Here is a 15,136-nt window from a genome sequence, read left to right as displayed (position 1 = left end):
GTCGGGGCCGGCGCGGGCGCCGGTGTGGGCCGAGGACCGGGCGTGGGCGACGGGTGGCCCGGCAACCCGCCGGCCGGCGGCGCGCTGGCCTGCTCGACCCCGGTGCCGGTGGGGTCCAGCTCCTCCTCGGAGGGGAAGACGTCGCCCCGCGGGGCCGGATCACGGTAGCTGCTCATGCGCGTAGGGTTCCCCGACGATGGCGGGAACAACCGTGCCCGATCGACCGGTGTCCTCGGTGCCCGGTTTGGCAGAAGATGCTGGGACCGACGCCACGGTCAGAAACGGGGGTCCGAGCGTGGAACTGCGCCGGAGTCGGGGTGCCCTGGTGCTCGCCCTGGTCTGCGTACTCGGTGGGGTGGTGTTGCTGGCGCTGCCCCGCGACGGCGCCCTGCTACGGACGATCATCGCGGTGGGTGCCATCGCGCTCGGCGCGGTGGCGCTGGTCAGCGCGCTGCGACCGTTTCGGTTCGGGATCGGCGCGGAAGGGCTCACCATCCGCCGGCCCGGCCTGCGTCGGGTGATCCGGTGGGCGGAGGTCGACGCGCTGGTCCTCGACGAGCCGCCCCGACGCGACGGGCGTCCGGAGCCGCCGCGGCTGCTGCTGGTGCCCGCGCCGGGGGTGCCGATGGAGCCGGTGACCGCCCGCCACCCGCTCGACGGTCGACCCGCCGTCGAGCTGCTCGTCCTCGACCAGGTCCGCGAGCAGCCCGAGCAGGTGGCCGCGGCGCTCACCCGCCATGCCGGTGAGCGTTTCGTCGACCTGCCGGCCCTGCGCCGCGCCGCCTTCGCCGACCCGGAACTCCCCGCCGGCCTGCGCGGCTACCAGATGGACCGGGTCGACCAGATCATCCGGCGCGGCCAGAACGCCCTGGTGTCCGGGGACCCGCGGACCCGGCAGGCGGCCCGGGGAGAGATCGAACGTGCCTGCGCGGCCGGCCTGCCGGTCGCCCAGCGTGGATACGGCCGGCCGCAGACGGATACCGTTCTGGACGCCCTCGTCACCGCGTTGGCCGACCACCAGACCACCGATCGGGAGACCGCCACATGACCGCGCAGGGACCGAACGCCACGTCGACCACCGGGGTCGACGTTCCGCGCCGCAACTGGGCCGGCAACGTGCGGTACGCCGCGCGGGCGTTCCACCGCCCCACCTCCGTCGACGAACTGCGCCGACTCGTCGCCGGCAGCACCCGGGTCCGGGCGGTGGGCAGCGGGCACTCCTTCAACCGTTTCGGTGACACCGACGGCGACCTGGTCAGCCTCGCCGGGCTGCCGCCTGTGGTCGAGGTGCACAGGGAACGCGGGCAGGTCACCGTGAGCGGCGCGCTGCGCTACGGCGACCTCGCCCGACAGCTGCACACCGAGGGGTACGCGCTGGCCAACCTCGCCTCACTGCCGCACATCTCGGTGGCCGGCGCGGTGGCCACCGCCACCCACGGCTCCGGCCAGACCCACGGCAACCTGGCCCGCGCGGTCGCCGGCCTGGAGATGGTCACCGCCGACGGTGACCTGCTGCGGGTCGACCGGGACACCGACGGCGACACGTTCGCCGGCATGGTGGTCGGGCTCGGCGCGCTCGGCCTGGTCACCCGGGTCACCCTGGACCTGGTGCCGACCTTCGACCTGCGCCAGTACGTCCGCCTCGACCTCGACCGGGAGGCGCTGGACGAGGCGCTCGGCTCGGCGTACAGCGTGAGTGTTTTCACCGACTTCCGTACGCCCCGGCTGCGCGAGGTGTGGCGCAAGCAGGCGGCGGACCAGTCGCCGCCGTCGGCGGACTGGCTCGGCACCACCGCCGCCGAGCAGCCGCGGCACCCGGTGCTCGGGATGCCGCCGGAGAACTGCACAGCGCAGCTCGGCGAGCCGGGCCCGTGGCATGAGCGGCTGCCGCACTTCAAGCTCGGGTTCACCCCGAGCAGCGGCGACGAGTTGCAGTCCGAGTACCACGTGCCGCGCGACGCGGCGGCCGACGCGCTGGCCGCGTTGGACGACGTGGCGCACCTGATCGCCCCGGTGCTGCTGGTCTGCGAGCTGCGTACGGTGGCGGCGGACGAGCTGTGGCTCAGCCCGAACCACCGGCGGGACAGCTTCCTGCTGCACTTCACCTGGGTCGACGACAGCGCGGCCGTGTTGCCGGTGGTGGCCGCGGTGGAGCAGCGCCTGGCGCCGTTCGCGCCCCGTCCGCACTGGGGCAAGGTCTTCGTCACCGACCCGGCCGAGCTGGCCGCCCGTTACCCGAGGTACGCGGACTTCACCGCCCTGCTCGCCCGGCTCGATCCCACCGGGAAGTTCCGCACCGACCTGCTGGACCGTTACTTCCCCCGCTGACCCGCTGACCCGCTGACCCGCTGACCCGCTGACCCGCTGACCCGCTGACCCGCTGACCCGCTGCGGCGCCATAGCGCGGTGGCATGAGCAGGCTGGGATTGGTGCGGCGACGCGCCCCGTTAAACACTTATGCATGTCGATGAGTCTCATCGGCCGACCTCCGTCCCGGGGTCGTCGGCTCCACCCCCTGGAGCGAGACATGCAACCGTTGCCCGCCACCACCCCCGTCCCGCCTGCCCGACGCCTCCGCCCCGTCCTGCGGTGGGCCCTCGCCGTGGCCGTGCTCGGCGCCGGACTGGCCGCCGCGCCACCCGCCAGCGCTGCCGCCAGCCCGTATCAGCGCGGCCCCGACCCCACCGTGAGCAGCATCGAGGCCAGCCGGGGCGCGTTCGCCATCGCCCAGAGCACTGTCGCCGCCAGCGGCGTCACCGGCTTCGGGGGTGGCACTGTCTACTACCCGACCAGCACCGCCGAGGGCACGTTCGGCGCGGTGGCGATCTCGCCCGGCTTCACCGCGACCCAGTCCAGCGTCTCGTGGCTCGGGCCGCGCCTCGCCTCGCAGGGCTTCGTGGTGATCACGATCGACACGCTGTCCCGGTACGACCAACCGGCCAGCCGGGGCACCCAACTGCTGGCCGCCCTGGACTACCTGACGAACACCAGCAGCGTGCGTACCCGGATCGACCGCGGTCGGCTCGCCGTGATGGGGCACTCGATGGGAGGCGGCGGCAGCCTCTCGGCGGCGAACACCCGGCCCCAGTTGCAGGCCGCGATCCCGTTGACCGGCTGGCACACGGTGAAGAACTGGTCCGGCGTACGGGTGCCGACGTTGGTGCTCGGCGCGGAGAACGACTCGGTGGCGCCGGTCGCGTCGCACTCGGAGCCGTTCTACACCAGCCTGCCGTCCACGCTGGACAAGGCGTACCTGGAACTCAACAACGCCAGCCACTCCGCGCCCACCTCGACGAACGTGACCGTCGCGAAGTACAGCATCTCCTGGCTGAAGCGCTTTGTCGACGACGACACCCGCTATGAGCAGTTCCTCTGCCCCGCACCCCAAGCCTCCAGCGCCATCCAGGAGTACCGCGACACCTGCCCGCACTCCTGACGCTCCCCGTCCTGGTTGATCATGAAGTTATCGCGCCGACACGCTGCGCCAGAGGGCGATAACTTATGATCAACGGGGTGGAATGGGGGAGCCGGCCGGGGTGCGCAGGGTGTTGCGCTGGACGGCGCGGCTGATGTCGCTGGGGGAGACGATGCCGGTCAGGCGGCCGTCGTCGGTCACCACCAGGGCGCGACCGTCGGCGCACTCGCTGAGCCGGGGGAGCAGATCGTTCAACTGTTCACCCGGCTGGGCCAGCACCAGCTCGTCGGCCCGGCAGGCCACCTCGGCCAGGGTGGTCGTCGCCCGCCGCTCGGCCGGTACGCCCCGCACCCGGTCGACAGTGACCAGACCGGTCGGCCGGCCCTCCTCGGTCAGCGGCAGCGCCGAGTGCCGGTAGGCGAACAGGTAGTGGTCGACGAAGTCCGCGACAGTCATCTCCGCCGCCACGGTCTGCGGCTGCGGCGTCATCACGTCACCCACCCGGATCCCGCGCAGCGCGTTGCCGGTGCGGGCCTGCCGCTCCTCCATTCCGGCGGCACCGATCAGGAACCAGCCGATCAGGGCCAGCCAGAGCCCACCGAAGCCGACCCCGGACAGAAACTGCCACAACCCGAGACCGATCAGCAGCACACCCAGCACCCAGCCCGCCCGGGCGGCCACCACCGACGCCCGGGTCCGGTCGCCGGTGGCCTTCCAGACCGCGGCGCGCAGCAGCCGGCCACCGTCCAGCGGCGCTGCCGGCAACACGTTGAAGATGGCCAGCAGCACGTTGATGCCGGCCAGCCACGCCGTCGCCCCGAGCAGCAGCCCGCCCTGCCCGGAGAGCGCGAGCAGCGCGGCGACGACGCCGAAGAACGCCCCGAGCAGCAGGCTGACCAGCGGGCCGACCCCTGCGATCCGCAGCTCCGCGCCCGGGTCACGCGGCTCACCCCGCAGCTCGGCCACCCCGCCGAACAACCAGAGCGTGATGCCGTTGACGGTCAGCCCGTTGCGCTTGGCGACCACCGCGTGCGACACCTCGTGGGCGAGCAGGCCGACGAAGAACACCACCGCCGCGACCAGCCCGGCGATGGTGTACGCCACCGGCGAGCGGTCGGGGTACGAGCGGGGAAACTGGTTGGCCGCCAACCCCCAGGCGATCAGCGCGAAGATGACCAGAACACTCCAGTTGACGCTGACCGGCACTCCCGCGACCCGGCCAAGCCGGAAACTCGCCCTCATCTTCGCCCGTTACCCCCGCCGGGTCGGCCCATGCGCCGGGCAGGCTTATTGGTGGTTCAGCGGCGCGGAGTTTCGCTGGCGATGGTCGCCTCCCGGGGCAGCGCCGCCGCGCGCAGCGCCCAGTCCAACGCGTAGTCGGCGACCTCCTCCCAGCCGTCCTGGCCGACGGTGAAGTGCGACCGGCCGGGGAACTCCTGGTACGCGGTGAGCGCCCGGGACTTCTGGTAGAGCCCCGCGTTGGTGCGGACCACCGACGCCGGCACCACGTGGTCGGCCCCGCCGGCCATCAGCAGCAGCGGTGCCCGGTCGGTGCGCCCGATGTCGACCCGCGCGGGCGATCGCGGGTCGACGTTGGCGAAGGCGCCCTCGAAGAACACCCGGCCGGCGCCGGGGACCGCGTAGCGCTGCCAGGCCCGGTCGGAGTCCTCGCGGCTCATCGTGTTGCCGAACGTGTAGGCGAAGTCGTCCGGGGTGAACGGGACAGCCCTGTGGCGGTTGCCGGGGCTGCGCAGGATCGGGTAGCCGGAGCGCAGCTGACTCAGCGGCACCTTGAGCACCCCCTTCACCGCCGCCGGATGCACCCCCACCGCCGCCGCGCCCAGCCCCCGGTCGACGAGGACCTGGGTGAACAGGCCACCGAACGAGTGCCCCATGATGATCGGCGGTCGCGGCAGCGCCCGGATGATCCGGTCGTAGTGGGCGACGATCGTGGCGATGCTCTGCTCGGCGATCGGGCCGGGGTCGTCACGCAGCTGCTCCACGGACCGGTCCATGCCGGGCCAGGCCGGGGCGATCACGTGCATGCCGCGTGCGGTGTACCGCGCGATCCACCCCTCCCAGCTGCGCGGGGTCATCCAGAGTCCGTGGATCAGCACGACCGTGTCGGCCTGGCCCTGCGGCGTGGCACCCATCGCGTCCTCCCGGTGTGACGGCGTCCGGCCCGGCGGTTACCCGTTGCGGAGCCTGGAATTCCTGCGTCGGCGTGGGCTGTCCGGTATGTGCTGCCGGGTAGGCCACGCTCCGGGTGGCCCGGCCCAGGACCGCCCCGGACGGCCCTGACAAATGTCACGGTGCGGGCGTGACGACCGCTCCGGGCATCGGGGTACCCGCCGCCGGAGCATTACTGACATGACCAGTACCCATCCGGCCGTCGAGTTGGACGGCCTCACCAAGTCCTTCGGCGCCCTCACCGCGGTCGACGGGTTGAGCCTGCGGGTGCGGCCCGGCGAGGTGGTGGCCTTTCTCGGCCCGAACGGCGCGGGCAAGACCACCACCATCGACATGCTGCTCGGGCTGGCCCGGCCGGACGCGGGCACCGTCCGCATCCTCGGCGGCACCCCCGACGACGCGGTGGCCCACGGCCGGGTCGCCGCCGTCCTCCAGACCGGTGGTCTGCTCAAGGACCTCACAGTGGGCGAGACCGTGGAGATGTCCAGCCACTTCTACCGGCACACCCGCCCGGTGGCCGAGGTGCTGGAACGCGCCGGCATCGCCGACATCGCCGGGCGGGTGGTCGGGCGCTGCTCCGGTGGCCAGCAGCAGCGGCTGCGGTTCGCGCTGGCCCTGCTGCCCGACCCGGACCTGATGGTGCTCGACGAGCCGACCACCGGGATGGACGTCGAGGGCCGACGGGACTTCTGGCAGGCGCTGCGCCGGGACGCCCGGGCCGGCCGGACCGTCATCTTCGCCACCCACTACCTCGACGAGGCGGACGCGTACGCCGACCGGATCGTGCTGGTCCGGCAGGGGCGCATCGTCGCCGACGGCACCACCGCGGAGATCAAGAACCTGGCCGCCGGCCGCACCGTGCGGGCCACCCTGCCCGGCGCGGACCAGGCCGCGCTCGCCGCGCTGCCGGGGGTGGACGCGGTGGAGGTACGGGGTGACAGCGTGCTGGTCCGCACCGGCGACTCGGACGCGCTCGCCCGGCACCTGCTGACCCGGACCGCCGCCCGGGACGTGGAGATCACCTCCCGCAATCTCGAGGACGCCTTCCTCGCCCTGACCACCGCGCAGACCGGAGCCTGAGATGACCACAGTGTCGGCCACCACCACCCGCACCGTCGAGCCGGACCGCCGGCTGCCCGCCCTGGGTGGGTTCTGCCTCGGCGTCCTGCGCATCGAGCTGCGCCGGGTGCTGCGCAACCGCCGTACCCTCGCCTTCACGCTGATCATGCCGGGGGTCTTCTTCCTCATCTTCGGCCTGCCGCAGGGCGGGCAGAGCCTGGGCAACGGCCGTCCGGTGACGGCGTACGTCATGATCAGCCTGGCCGTGTACGCGGCGATGGTGGCGACCACCAGCGTCGGCGGCGCGGTGGCCACCGAGCGCGCCCTGGGCTGGAGCCGGCAACTGCGGCTCACCCCGCTGCGTCCCATCGCGTACGTGGCCACCAAGCTGGCCACCGCGATGACCCTCGGCCTGCTCGCGGTCGTCGTCGAGTTCCTGGTGGGAGCGGCGGCCGGCGTCCGCGTCCCGGCGTACGTCTGGCTGCTGTCCGGGCTCGCCGCCTGGGTCGGCTCACTGGTCTTCGCCGCGTTCGGCCTGTTCGTCGGCTACCTGGTGCCGGCCGAGAACGTCATGCAGATCATCGGCCCGATGCTGGCCGTGCTGGCCATGTTCGGTGGGCTCTTCGTCCCGGTCGAGGTGCTGCCGGACGTGCTCCAGCAGGTCGCGAAGTTCACCCCTGTCTACGGCGTCGGGGTGCTGGCCCGCGCCCCGCTGACCGGTGACGGGGTGAGCGTGGCCGGGGTGGCGAACATGGTCTGCTGGGCGCTGGTCTTCGGCATCGGCGCGGCCCGGCTGTTCCGCCGGGACACCGCGCGGGTCTGACCGCCCGGACCGCTAGCGTGAACCCGATGGACCTTGCGACGGGGCAGTTCCCACCGGTGAGCCGCCACTGGCGGTTCACCGGTTGGCTGCTGGCCGCCGTCTGGCTGTTCTTCCTGAACGTGCCGCTCGCCACCGCGCTGCACCAGCCGGAGCCGTGGCGGCGGGTGGTCGGGGTGGCGACGCTTGTCGCCTTCAGCGTCGGCTACGTGCTGCTCTTCCAGTGGGCCCGGGGGCTGCGTCAGGCCCTGCTGCCGATCCCGGCGGGCCGGGCGCGGGCCGGGCTGTTGCTGCTGCTCGCGGTGGGCCTGGCCAGCATGCCGGGCACCGGCGGAGACTGGCTGGCCACCCTGGTCTACGTCGCGGCGGCGGCGGTCTTCCTGCTGCCGCCGTGGGAGGCGCTGTCCGCCGTGCTGCTCTGCGCGGTGACGCCCGTGTTGACCTCCTGGCTGGTGCCGGGATGGGAGGCGGAGAGCGGCATCGTCTTCGCGGTGCTGCTCGCCTCGTTCGCCATGTTCGGGGTCGCTCAGCTGGCCCAGCGCAACAGTGAGCTGCGGGCCGCCCAGCAGGAGATCGGGCGGCTCGCGGTCGCCGAGGAGCGGGCCCGTGCCGCCCGCGACCTGCACGACATCCTCGGGCACTCGCTGACCGTGGTGGCGATCAAGGCCGAGTTGGCCGGGCGGCTGATCGCGGCGGACACCGACCGGGCCGCCGCCGAGATCGCCGAGGTGGAGGCGTTGGCCCGGGCGGCGTTGGCCGACGTACGGCAGACGGTCGGGGCGTACCGGGAGGTCACCCTCGGCGCGGAGCTGGCCGGCGCCCGCTCCGCGCTGGCCGCGGCGGGCATCGCGGCGGACCTGCCCACCGAGGTGCCGGACCTGCCGCAAGAGTGGGACCGGTTGTTCGGTTGGGCGGTACGGGAGGGGGTGACGAACGTGGTCCGGCACAGCGGGGCGCGGTGCTGCGTGATCCGGGTCCACCCGGACCGGGTCGAGGTGAGCGACGACGGCCGAGGTCCGTCCACGCCGGACGGCGGGGGGTACGGGCTGGCCGGGCTGCGCGAGCGGGCGCGCCGGCTGGACGCCGTGGTGACCGTCGGCCGTCGGCCGGAGGGCGGCGGCTTCCTGCTGCGGGTGCACGCGCCGGAGGAGGCCCGGTGAGCGGCGGCCCCGAGCGGATCCGGTTGCTGCTCGCCGACGACCAGGCGCTGGTCCGGGGTGCGTTGGCCGCGCTGCTCTCGCTGGAGGAGGACCTGACCGTGGTCGCCGAGGTCGGCCGGGGCGACGAGGTGGTGCCCGAGGCCCGCCGCAGCGCGCCCGACGTCGCCCTGTTGGACGTGGAGATGCCCGGCCTGGACGGGATCGCCGCCACGGCGGCGTTACGGGCCGCGGTGCCGGCCTGCCGGGTGCTGGTGGTGACCACCTTCGGTCGGCCCGGCTACCTGCGCCGGGCGATGGAGGCCGGCGCGAGTGGGTTCGTGGTCAAGGACACCCCGGCACGGCAACTGGCCGACGCGGTCCGCCGGGTGCACGCCGGCCTGCGGGTGGTCGACCCGACGTTGGCCGCGGAGACGCTGGCGGCCGGGACCAGCCCCCTGACCGAGCGGGAGACCGAGGTGCTGCGGACCGCCCGGGGCGGCGGCACGGTGGCGGACCTGGCCCGGGCGCTGCACCTGTCGGAGGGGACGGTCCGCAACCATCTCTCGGCGGCGATCGGCAAGACCGGCGCCCGTAACCGGGCCGACGCGATCCGGGTCGCCGAGCGGAACGGTTGGCTGCTCGGCGAGTGAGCCGCTCAGGCGGTCGGCGGCGGGGTCTGCAGTTGGTCGACCACGACCAGGCTGCTGCCGGGGCGGACCTCGGCGAGCAGTTCGCGCTGACCGCTGCGGGTCAGCCGGATGCAGCCGTTGGTGGTGTTCTCGCCCAGCTCGTCGTCGTGGTGCCAGGTGTGCAACCCGATGTGCGCGCCGCGCAGCCCGGCCGGCACCGACTCCGGGTCGTCGGGCACCGAACCGAGGGCGTAGATGTCCACCCCGCCGTAGACCTCCTCCGGTGGTGGGGTGCGGCCCAGCACGAAGGTTCGCCCGAGCGGGGTCTCCTGCCCCGGCTGGCCGAGGCTGACCTTCCAGGAACGCACCGCCTTGCCGGCCCGGTACCAGGTGAGTCGGTGGACCTTGCGTTCCACCACGATCTGGTCGCGTAGCGGCACTGTGTCGAATCCGCCGGGCGGCAACCAGGCGAGCCGTCGGTTGGCCGAGGGCAGCAGGACTGCGGTCCAGCCGGCCCGTCGTTCGGTGACCGGCATGGTCAGCTCGACGCCGCGGATCGCCGGTTCGAGGAAGGCTCGCGGACGACCGCCGGGCGCGTCGTACGCGGCGATTCGTCTGGTCGGGTGCGCGCCCTCGGTCAGCGGGGTGGTGTCCATGCTGGCCGGATCGGCGGGGAACCCTCCGGGCGCGGGGTCGTAGTCGACCACCGGCAGCCCGGCCGGGGCGGGTGCCGCCGGCGGGATCGACTCCTCCGGCTGCTCCACGCTGCTCGGGGTCGGGTCGGCCGCCGTTCGGTTGCGGTCGTCGCGAGCCGTCGAGCTGGGGGTGAGTGCCTGGCCGACCAGCAGCGCGGTCACCAGCAGTGCGGGTACGCCGACGGCGGCGGCCAGCCAGACCGCACGACGACGGTACGGGGACTTTCGGTCAAACGCCACGAAACCACTCTAAGGTGGCGGATGCCTCGGGGCCTCCGGTTCGGCGAGACCCGCCGGCCGGAGGCCCCGGACGACTCAGAGCCGCGCGCCGACGTGGATGGCCACGGCGTCGTGCGCCGGCACGTTCGTCGCGAACCAGCCGTTACCGTCCACCGTGATCACCGGTCCGCTGCACGTGCCGCCCGCGTACGTCCCGTGGATGACGTCGCAGTATCGGCCGGCGGCAGTCCGGTGTAGTAGGACCGGCCGTTGACCGCGGAATCCTCGTCGTTGACGGTGATGAAACCCTTGCCGCTGCGGCTGAACGCGATGTGGTTGTTGCCGTTGTCGTACCAGTTGGCCACCCCGGCGCCCTCGGTGGCGTTGCGGAAGCCGACCATGTTGGCGATCACCGGCCAGCGGTGTTCGCACTCCCACCCGGAGTAGCAGGTGGTGTTGAGCGTCTTGTTGGCGCTGTCCGACGGCGGGCCGGCGTCCCGGGCGGTGAAGGTGTAGCTGGACATCACGGTCGGCGAGCCGTACGGCCAGGCCAGCATGAACGCGTTCGCCAGGGCGTAGCCGCCCCGATCGCGGTAGGTGAGCACGCCGCCGCTGTCGCGCTGGGTGTCGTGGTTGTCGACGAAGACCGAGGCCGAGCCGCTGGGCAGGTGCCCCCAGCCCTCGCCGAAGTTGCGCAGGTACGCCAACCGCTCGGAGCGGAACACCCGGGCCAGGTCCTTGCCGTAGCGGAACTCGTGCACGTCACCGTTGCCGGTGTACTCGGTCGGCTGGATCGGCTCGCCGGCGCCGTAGATGACCTCCTGCACGAGGTACGCGGAGCGGGACAGCTTGCCCTTGATCGCGGCGATGTCGGCGGCCGGCATGTGCTTGCTGGCGTCCAGTCGGAAGCCGTCGACGCCGAGCGAGAGCAGGTCGTTGAGGTACGACGCGATCTTCGTGCGGACGTGGTCCGACTCGGTCTTCAGGTCCGAGAGGTTGACCAGCTCACAGTTCTGCACCTCGTACCGGTCGTTGTAGTTGGCGATGTCGTCACCGTTGTTACGCCCGCAGTGGTGGAAGTCCTGCGTCTGGTAGTTGCCCGGGTAGTCGTAGTGCGAGTAGGACGAGCCGGTCCAGCCGATGCCGCCGTTGTCCTGACCGGACATGTGGTTGATCACCGCGTCGACGATCACCTTGACCCCGGCCGCGTGGCAGGTGTTCACCATCGACTGGAACTGGGCCCGGGTGCCCTTGCGGGATTCGATCCGATAACTGACCGGCTGGTACGCCAGCCACCACTGGTTGCCCCGCACGTGTTCCTGCGGAGGTGAGACCTGAACGTAGCCGTAGCCCTTCGGGCCGAGGGTGCTCTGGCACTCGCTGGCCACCGAGGGCCAGTTCCACTCGAAGAGCTGGGCGATGACCTTCTTGCCGCCGGACGGGGCGGCGACGGCCGGGGATGCCGTCACGGTGGCGGGGACCATCAGGCTGGCGACCAGGCCGAGGGCGAGGAACGACGAGCCGCGTCGACGTCGGTGCATGGGGACTCCTGACCGGGAGCGGGGGTGGTGGTGGTGCGGCGGGGAGGCAGCCGGTTGACGGACTATTGCAAACCGGGCTGAAAATTTCTGAAAGATTACAAGCGCGTTGCGATGACTGTCAATGCGTGCGCCTTCGTCACCGCCCGTCGCGGGGCAGTGAGGCGGGTGCAACGCACGCCGGTGCCGGTCGGTTCGATTCCGGCCCAGAAATTTTCGGCGGCGGATGATCCGCGCGCCCCGCCCGTCCGTACTGGATGGGGGAGCAGGGGTCGGCCGGTGGTACGCCGCCGCGAGACGATCGAGGAGCAGATGGCCCGGGCACAGCAGGACAAGAAGGCGGCGACCGTCCGGACCAGCGCGAGCAGTCGGGGGGTGCGCACGCCGTCCCGGTCGGCGACCGCCCTGTTGATCGCGTCGCTGCTCGCCGCGCTCTGGTCGGCGATCATGCTGACCGGCACTGGCCAGACGGCGTACGCGTACGGCTTCTTCTTCACCGAGTTCTTCGCCGGGGTGGTCGCCCTGGTGGCGTTGAGCACCACAGTGATGTTCGGTGTGCTCGCCACCGATCGGCTGGTGCTGCGCATCTCGCACCGGGTGCTGCTGCAGTCGGCGCACCGGGCCACCGGTGTGCTGGGCGTGGCCGGGCTCGGCTTCCACGTGCTCACCAAGGTCGTCACCGGCCGGGCGTCGGCGACCGACGCGGTGCTGCCGTTCCTCGGCGGCCGGGGGCTCTACGTCGGGCTCGGCACGGTGGCCGCCCTGCTGATGGTCAGCGTGATCTGGACCGGCATCATCCGGGCCCGCTTCGCCGGCGTCGGTCCGAAGTGGCTGTGGCGCGCGCTGCACTCCACCGCGTACGTGGCCTGGCCGTTCGCCATCGTGCACGGCCTCAACGCCGGGCGGGCCGCAGCGACCTGGGTGGTGCTCAGCTACATCGGCTGCCTGCTGCTGGTGGTGGGGGCCCTGGTGGCCCGGCTGCTGGCCACCATCAACCGGCGCAGCCGCGAGCAGTACCAGGCGGCGGCCCTCAACGCGGCGATGGTCGGCGGCGAGGTGAGCCGGGGCCGGTCGCTGCTGGCCGGGCTGAACCGACGCCGGGGCGCCGACGCGGACAAGCGGCCCGCCTGGGCGGAGACCAGCACCGCCACCTGGGCCGCGCCGACCGCCCGGCGGGACCCCGAACGCTTCACCGTTCCGGTGGTACCCGAGCCCGGCTCCCTCGTCGAGCCGACCCGACCCAGCCGACGCCGGCGGGTGGAGGAGGAAGCGCCGACGGCCCGCCGGGACACCGAACGGTCCTCGCGCGGCCGCCGCGCCGAGGAGACCGAGACCCGTCGGTCGGCCCGCCGCGAGGTGGAGGAGACCAGCATCGGTCGGTACGACGAGGAGGAGCTGGAGCCGGTGACCCGGCGGCGTGGCTCGCGTACCCGGGACGAGGAGGTTCCGGGCGGGCGTCGGCGCGCCGAGGAGCCGGCCGCCGAGCGGTCCCGCCGCCGCTCGCGCAGCGAGGACGACGGCAGCCGCTACTCGGCGCCGCCGCAGCCGAGCGTCGACGAGCCCGAGGAGCCGTGGGACAGCCCGCGCCGGTGGCAGGCCGCCGAGCCGATCTCGGCCGGCCCGGTCTCCGCCGAGCCGATCTCGGCGACGCCGCGCAGCGGCAGTGGTCGGCACAGCGTCGAGGACGACCTGCCGGAGGAGCCGGACTACTGGCGCCCGCCGGCCCGGTACATGCCGGACGAGGTGCCGCCGGTCGACGACACCCCGACCCTTGTCGACCTGGCGTCCCGGCGGGCCAAGCGGGCATCCGGCGAGAGCCGCTCCAAGCGTCGCAAGGCCAGTGCGGACGCGGTGGACGGGGCGTACTGGGCAGGTCTGCGGGGTGAGGCGAAGTGAGGCGGACCGCCGTGCCACCGGTCGCCTGCGTGGGGGAGCCCCGGCTCACCGCCGGCTTCGCCGAGTACGGCCGTCTCGACCTGCTCGCGCACGAGGAGGTGCACGGTCCGATCGGCCCGATGGAGCCGGCGCAGCTGCTCCGGCTCGCCGAGGGCATGCAGCTCAAGGGGAAGGGTGGGGCGGGTTTCCCGTTCGCCCGCAAACTGCGCGCGGTGCTGGAGTCCTGCGAACGGCAGGACCTCTCCGCGGTGGTGGTGGTCAACGCCACCGAGGGGGAGCCGGCCAGCTGGAAGGACAAGGTGCTGCTGACCCGCGCCCCGCACCTGATCCTGGACGGCGCGGCGCTCGCCGCGTACGCGCTGGACGCGGACGAGATCGTGATCGGTGTGGCCGATGACGGGGTCGGCCGGGACTCCCTGATGGAGGCGTTGGACGAGCGCCGGATGCCGGTGCCCACCACCATCGTCACCGTGCCGCACCGGTTCATCTCCGGCGAGGGCGGCGCGCTGGTCAACGGGATCAACGGTCTGCCGCACATCCCGTCCGGGACCAAGAAGCGGTCCAGCGACTCCGGCGTCAGCGGCCTGCCCACCCTGCTGTCCAACGCCGAGACGTACGCCCAGTTGGCCGTCGGTGCGCGACTCGGCCCGTACGAGTACGCGGCACTCGGCACCGACGACGAGCCGGGCACGGTGCTGCTCACCGTGACCGGCTCGGCGGCCCGACCGGCCGTGGTGGAGTGCACCGCCGGCATGCCGCTGCGCGACGTCCTCGATCTGTGCGAGGTGCCGGACGGGCAGGGCATCCTGATGGGCGGCTACCACGGGAAGTGGATCACCCCGGAGGCGGCGGAGAAGGCCGAGGTCTCCCGCAAGGGCCTCGCCGCTGTCGGCGGCACCCTCGGCGCGGGCATCATCGTGCCGATCGGCCTGGACACCTGCCCGCTCGGTGAGGCCGCCCAGGTGGTGCGCTACCTCGCCGGTGAGTCCGCCGGCCAGTGCGGGCCGTGCAAGATGGGCCTGCCGGACCTGGCCCGCGCGGTGGACCTGGCCGTGGCCGGCAGCCAACCAGCGGACGTGGTCCGGGCCGCCGCGGGTGAGGTGAAGGGCCGGGGCGCGTGCAGCCACCCGGACGGCGCCGCCCGGTTCGCCCTCTCCGCCATCGAGGTCTTCGCCGACGACCTGCGCATGCACAGCACCGGCGACGGCTGCGGCCGACGGGTCAAGGGCGTGATGGGGCTGCCCGGCGCACCCGACCCCAACCCGCAGAAGCTGACTCTGGACTGGTCGCGCTGCGACGGGCACGGCCTGTGCGCGCACGTCGTACCGGACTTCATCCGGCTGGACGCGAACGGATTTCCCGCCTTCCCGTCCACGCCCGTTCCGACCTGGCTGCGCGAGGGCGCGCTGAAGGCGGTCAAGGTGTGCCCGGAGCTGGCTCTGGACTGGTCGCGCTGCGACGGGCACGGCCTGTGCGCGCACGTCGTACCGGACTTCATCCGGCTGGACGCGAACGGATTTCCCGCCTTCCCGTCCA

At 72.9% G+C, this 15,136-nt stretch carries 14 protein-coding genes; 9 read left to right on the top strand and 5 right to left on the bottom strand.

Annotated features, from left to right (window positions below; all coding sequences use genetic code 11):
* The first annotated feature begins 295 nt into the window (after window positions 1–295).
* The 3 genes from JM949_RS24985 to bdeA all read left to right on the top strand — a co-directional run bounded on the left by JM949_RS24985 (window position 296) and on the right by bdeA (window position 3,436).
* Window positions 296–1,048, top strand: a complete 753-nt coding sequence (locus JM949_RS24985) for a hypothetical protein (RefSeq protein ID WP_203150735.1) — start codon at window positions 296–298, stop codon at window positions 1,046–1,048.
* Window positions 1,045–2,328, top strand: a complete 1,284-nt coding sequence (locus JM949_RS24980) for an FAD-binding protein (protein ID WP_203150734.1) — start codon at window positions 1,045–1,047, stop codon at window positions 2,326–2,328. The genes JM949_RS24985 and JM949_RS24980 overlap by 4 nt, the downstream gene beginning before the upstream one ends.
* Window positions 2,329–2,527: 199 nt before the next feature.
* On the top strand, window positions 2,528–3,436 hold the full coding sequence (gene bdeA, locus JM949_RS24975; protein WP_203150733.1) for a bis(hydroxyethyl) terephthalate hydrolase: 909 nt from the start codon (window positions 2,528–2,530) through the stop codon (window positions 3,434–3,436).
* A 69-nt stretch (window positions 3,437–3,505) separates the two neighbouring features.
* On the opposite strand, the gene JM949_RS24970 is transcribed toward bdeA, so the two are convergent.
* Window positions 3,506–4,657 carry a site-2 protease family protein gene (locus JM949_RS24970; protein WP_203150732.1) on the bottom strand — a complete coding sequence of 384 codons (1,152 nt, stop codon included), beginning with the start codon at window positions 4,655–4,657 and terminating at the stop codon, window positions 3,506–3,508.
* Between the two features lie 56 nt (window positions 4,658–4,713).
* Window positions 4,714–5,568: an alpha/beta hydrolase gene (locus tag JM949_RS24965; protein ID WP_203150731.1), complete on the bottom strand. Its 855-nt coding sequence runs from the start codon at window positions 5,566–5,568 to the stop codon at window positions 4,714–4,716.
* Window positions 5,569–5,785: 217 nt separating this feature from the next.
* On the opposite strand from JM949_RS24965, the gene JM949_RS24960 reads away from it, so the two are divergent.
* The 4 genes from JM949_RS24960 to JM949_RS24945 are packed head-to-tail and all read left to right on the top strand — an operon-like array spanning window position 5,786 to window position 9,273.
* Window positions 5,786–6,685 carry an ABC transporter ATP-binding protein gene (locus tag JM949_RS24960; RefSeq protein WP_203150730.1) on the top strand — a complete coding sequence of 300 codons (900 nt, stop codon included), beginning with the start codon at window positions 5,786–5,788 and terminating at the stop codon, window positions 6,683–6,685.
* Window position 6,686: 1 nt separating this feature from the next.
* Window positions 6,687–7,487: an ABC transporter permease gene (locus JM949_RS24955; RefSeq protein WP_203150729.1), complete on the top strand. Its 801-nt coding sequence runs from the start codon at window positions 6,687–6,689 to the stop codon at window positions 7,485–7,487.
* A 26-nt stretch (window positions 7,488–7,513) separates the two neighbouring features.
* Window positions 7,514–8,644 carry a sensor histidine kinase gene (locus JM949_RS24950; RefSeq protein ID WP_203150728.1) on the top strand — a complete coding sequence of 377 codons (1,131 nt, stop codon included), beginning with the start codon at window positions 7,514–7,516 and terminating at the stop codon, window positions 8,642–8,644.
* The gene (locus JM949_RS24945; RefSeq protein WP_309232316.1) at window positions 8,641–9,273 is read left to right on the top strand and encodes a response regulator transcription factor; all 633 of its coding nucleotides are present in this window, start codon (window positions 8,641–8,643) and stop codon (window positions 9,271–9,273) included. The genes JM949_RS24950 and JM949_RS24945 overlap by 4 nt, the downstream gene beginning before the upstream one ends.
* Before the next feature lie 5 nt (window positions 9,274–9,278).
* Here the strand turns inward: JM949_RS24945 and JM949_RS24940 are convergent, their stop codons facing one another.
* From JM949_RS24940 to JM949_RS39305, 3 genes are all read right to left on the bottom strand, one after another.
* Window positions 9,279–10,187, bottom strand: a complete 909-nt coding sequence (locus JM949_RS24940; RefSeq protein ID WP_203150727.1) for a L,D-transpeptidase — start codon at window positions 10,185–10,187, stop codon at window positions 9,279–9,281.
* A 75-nt stretch (window positions 10,188–10,262) separates the two neighbouring features.
* A complete protein-coding gene (locus JM949_RS39310) occupies window positions 10,263–10,349 on the bottom strand; it encodes a hypothetical protein (protein WP_309232317.1) in 87 nt (28 codons plus the stop codon).
* On the bottom strand, window positions 10,346–11,707 hold the full coding sequence (locus JM949_RS39305) for an alpha-amylase (protein WP_309232315.1): 1,362 nt from the start codon (window positions 11,705–11,707) through the stop codon (window positions 10,346–10,348). Before JM949_RS39305 ends, JM949_RS39310 begins: the two co-directional genes overlap by 4 nt.
* Before the next feature lie 276 nt (window positions 11,708–11,983).
* On the opposite strand from JM949_RS39305, the gene JM949_RS24930 reads away from it, so the two are divergent.
* Together JM949_RS24930 and JM949_RS24925 are read left to right on the top strand one after the other, a co-directional pair.
* Complete coding sequence (locus JM949_RS24930; RefSeq protein WP_309232314.1) at window positions 11,984–13,600, top strand: hypothetical protein; 1,617 nt, start codon at window positions 11,984–11,986, stop codon at window positions 13,598–13,600.
* Window positions 13,597–15,136, top strand: a 1,540-nt coding sequence (locus tag JM949_RS24925) for a ferredoxin (RefSeq protein ID WP_203150726.1), incomplete at its 3' end; no start/stop codon positions are given. The genes JM949_RS24930 and JM949_RS24925, both read left to right, overlap by 4 nt.

Origin of the sequence: Micromonospora tarensis (assembly GCF_016803395.1) — a bacterium.
Taxonomy (GTDB): domain Bacteria; phylum Actinomycetota; class Actinomycetes; order Mycobacteriales; family Micromonosporaceae; genus Micromonospora; species Micromonospora tarensis.
Note: the sequence above shows the minus strand (reverse complement) of the source record. Positions and strands in the feature narration are given on the sequence as shown.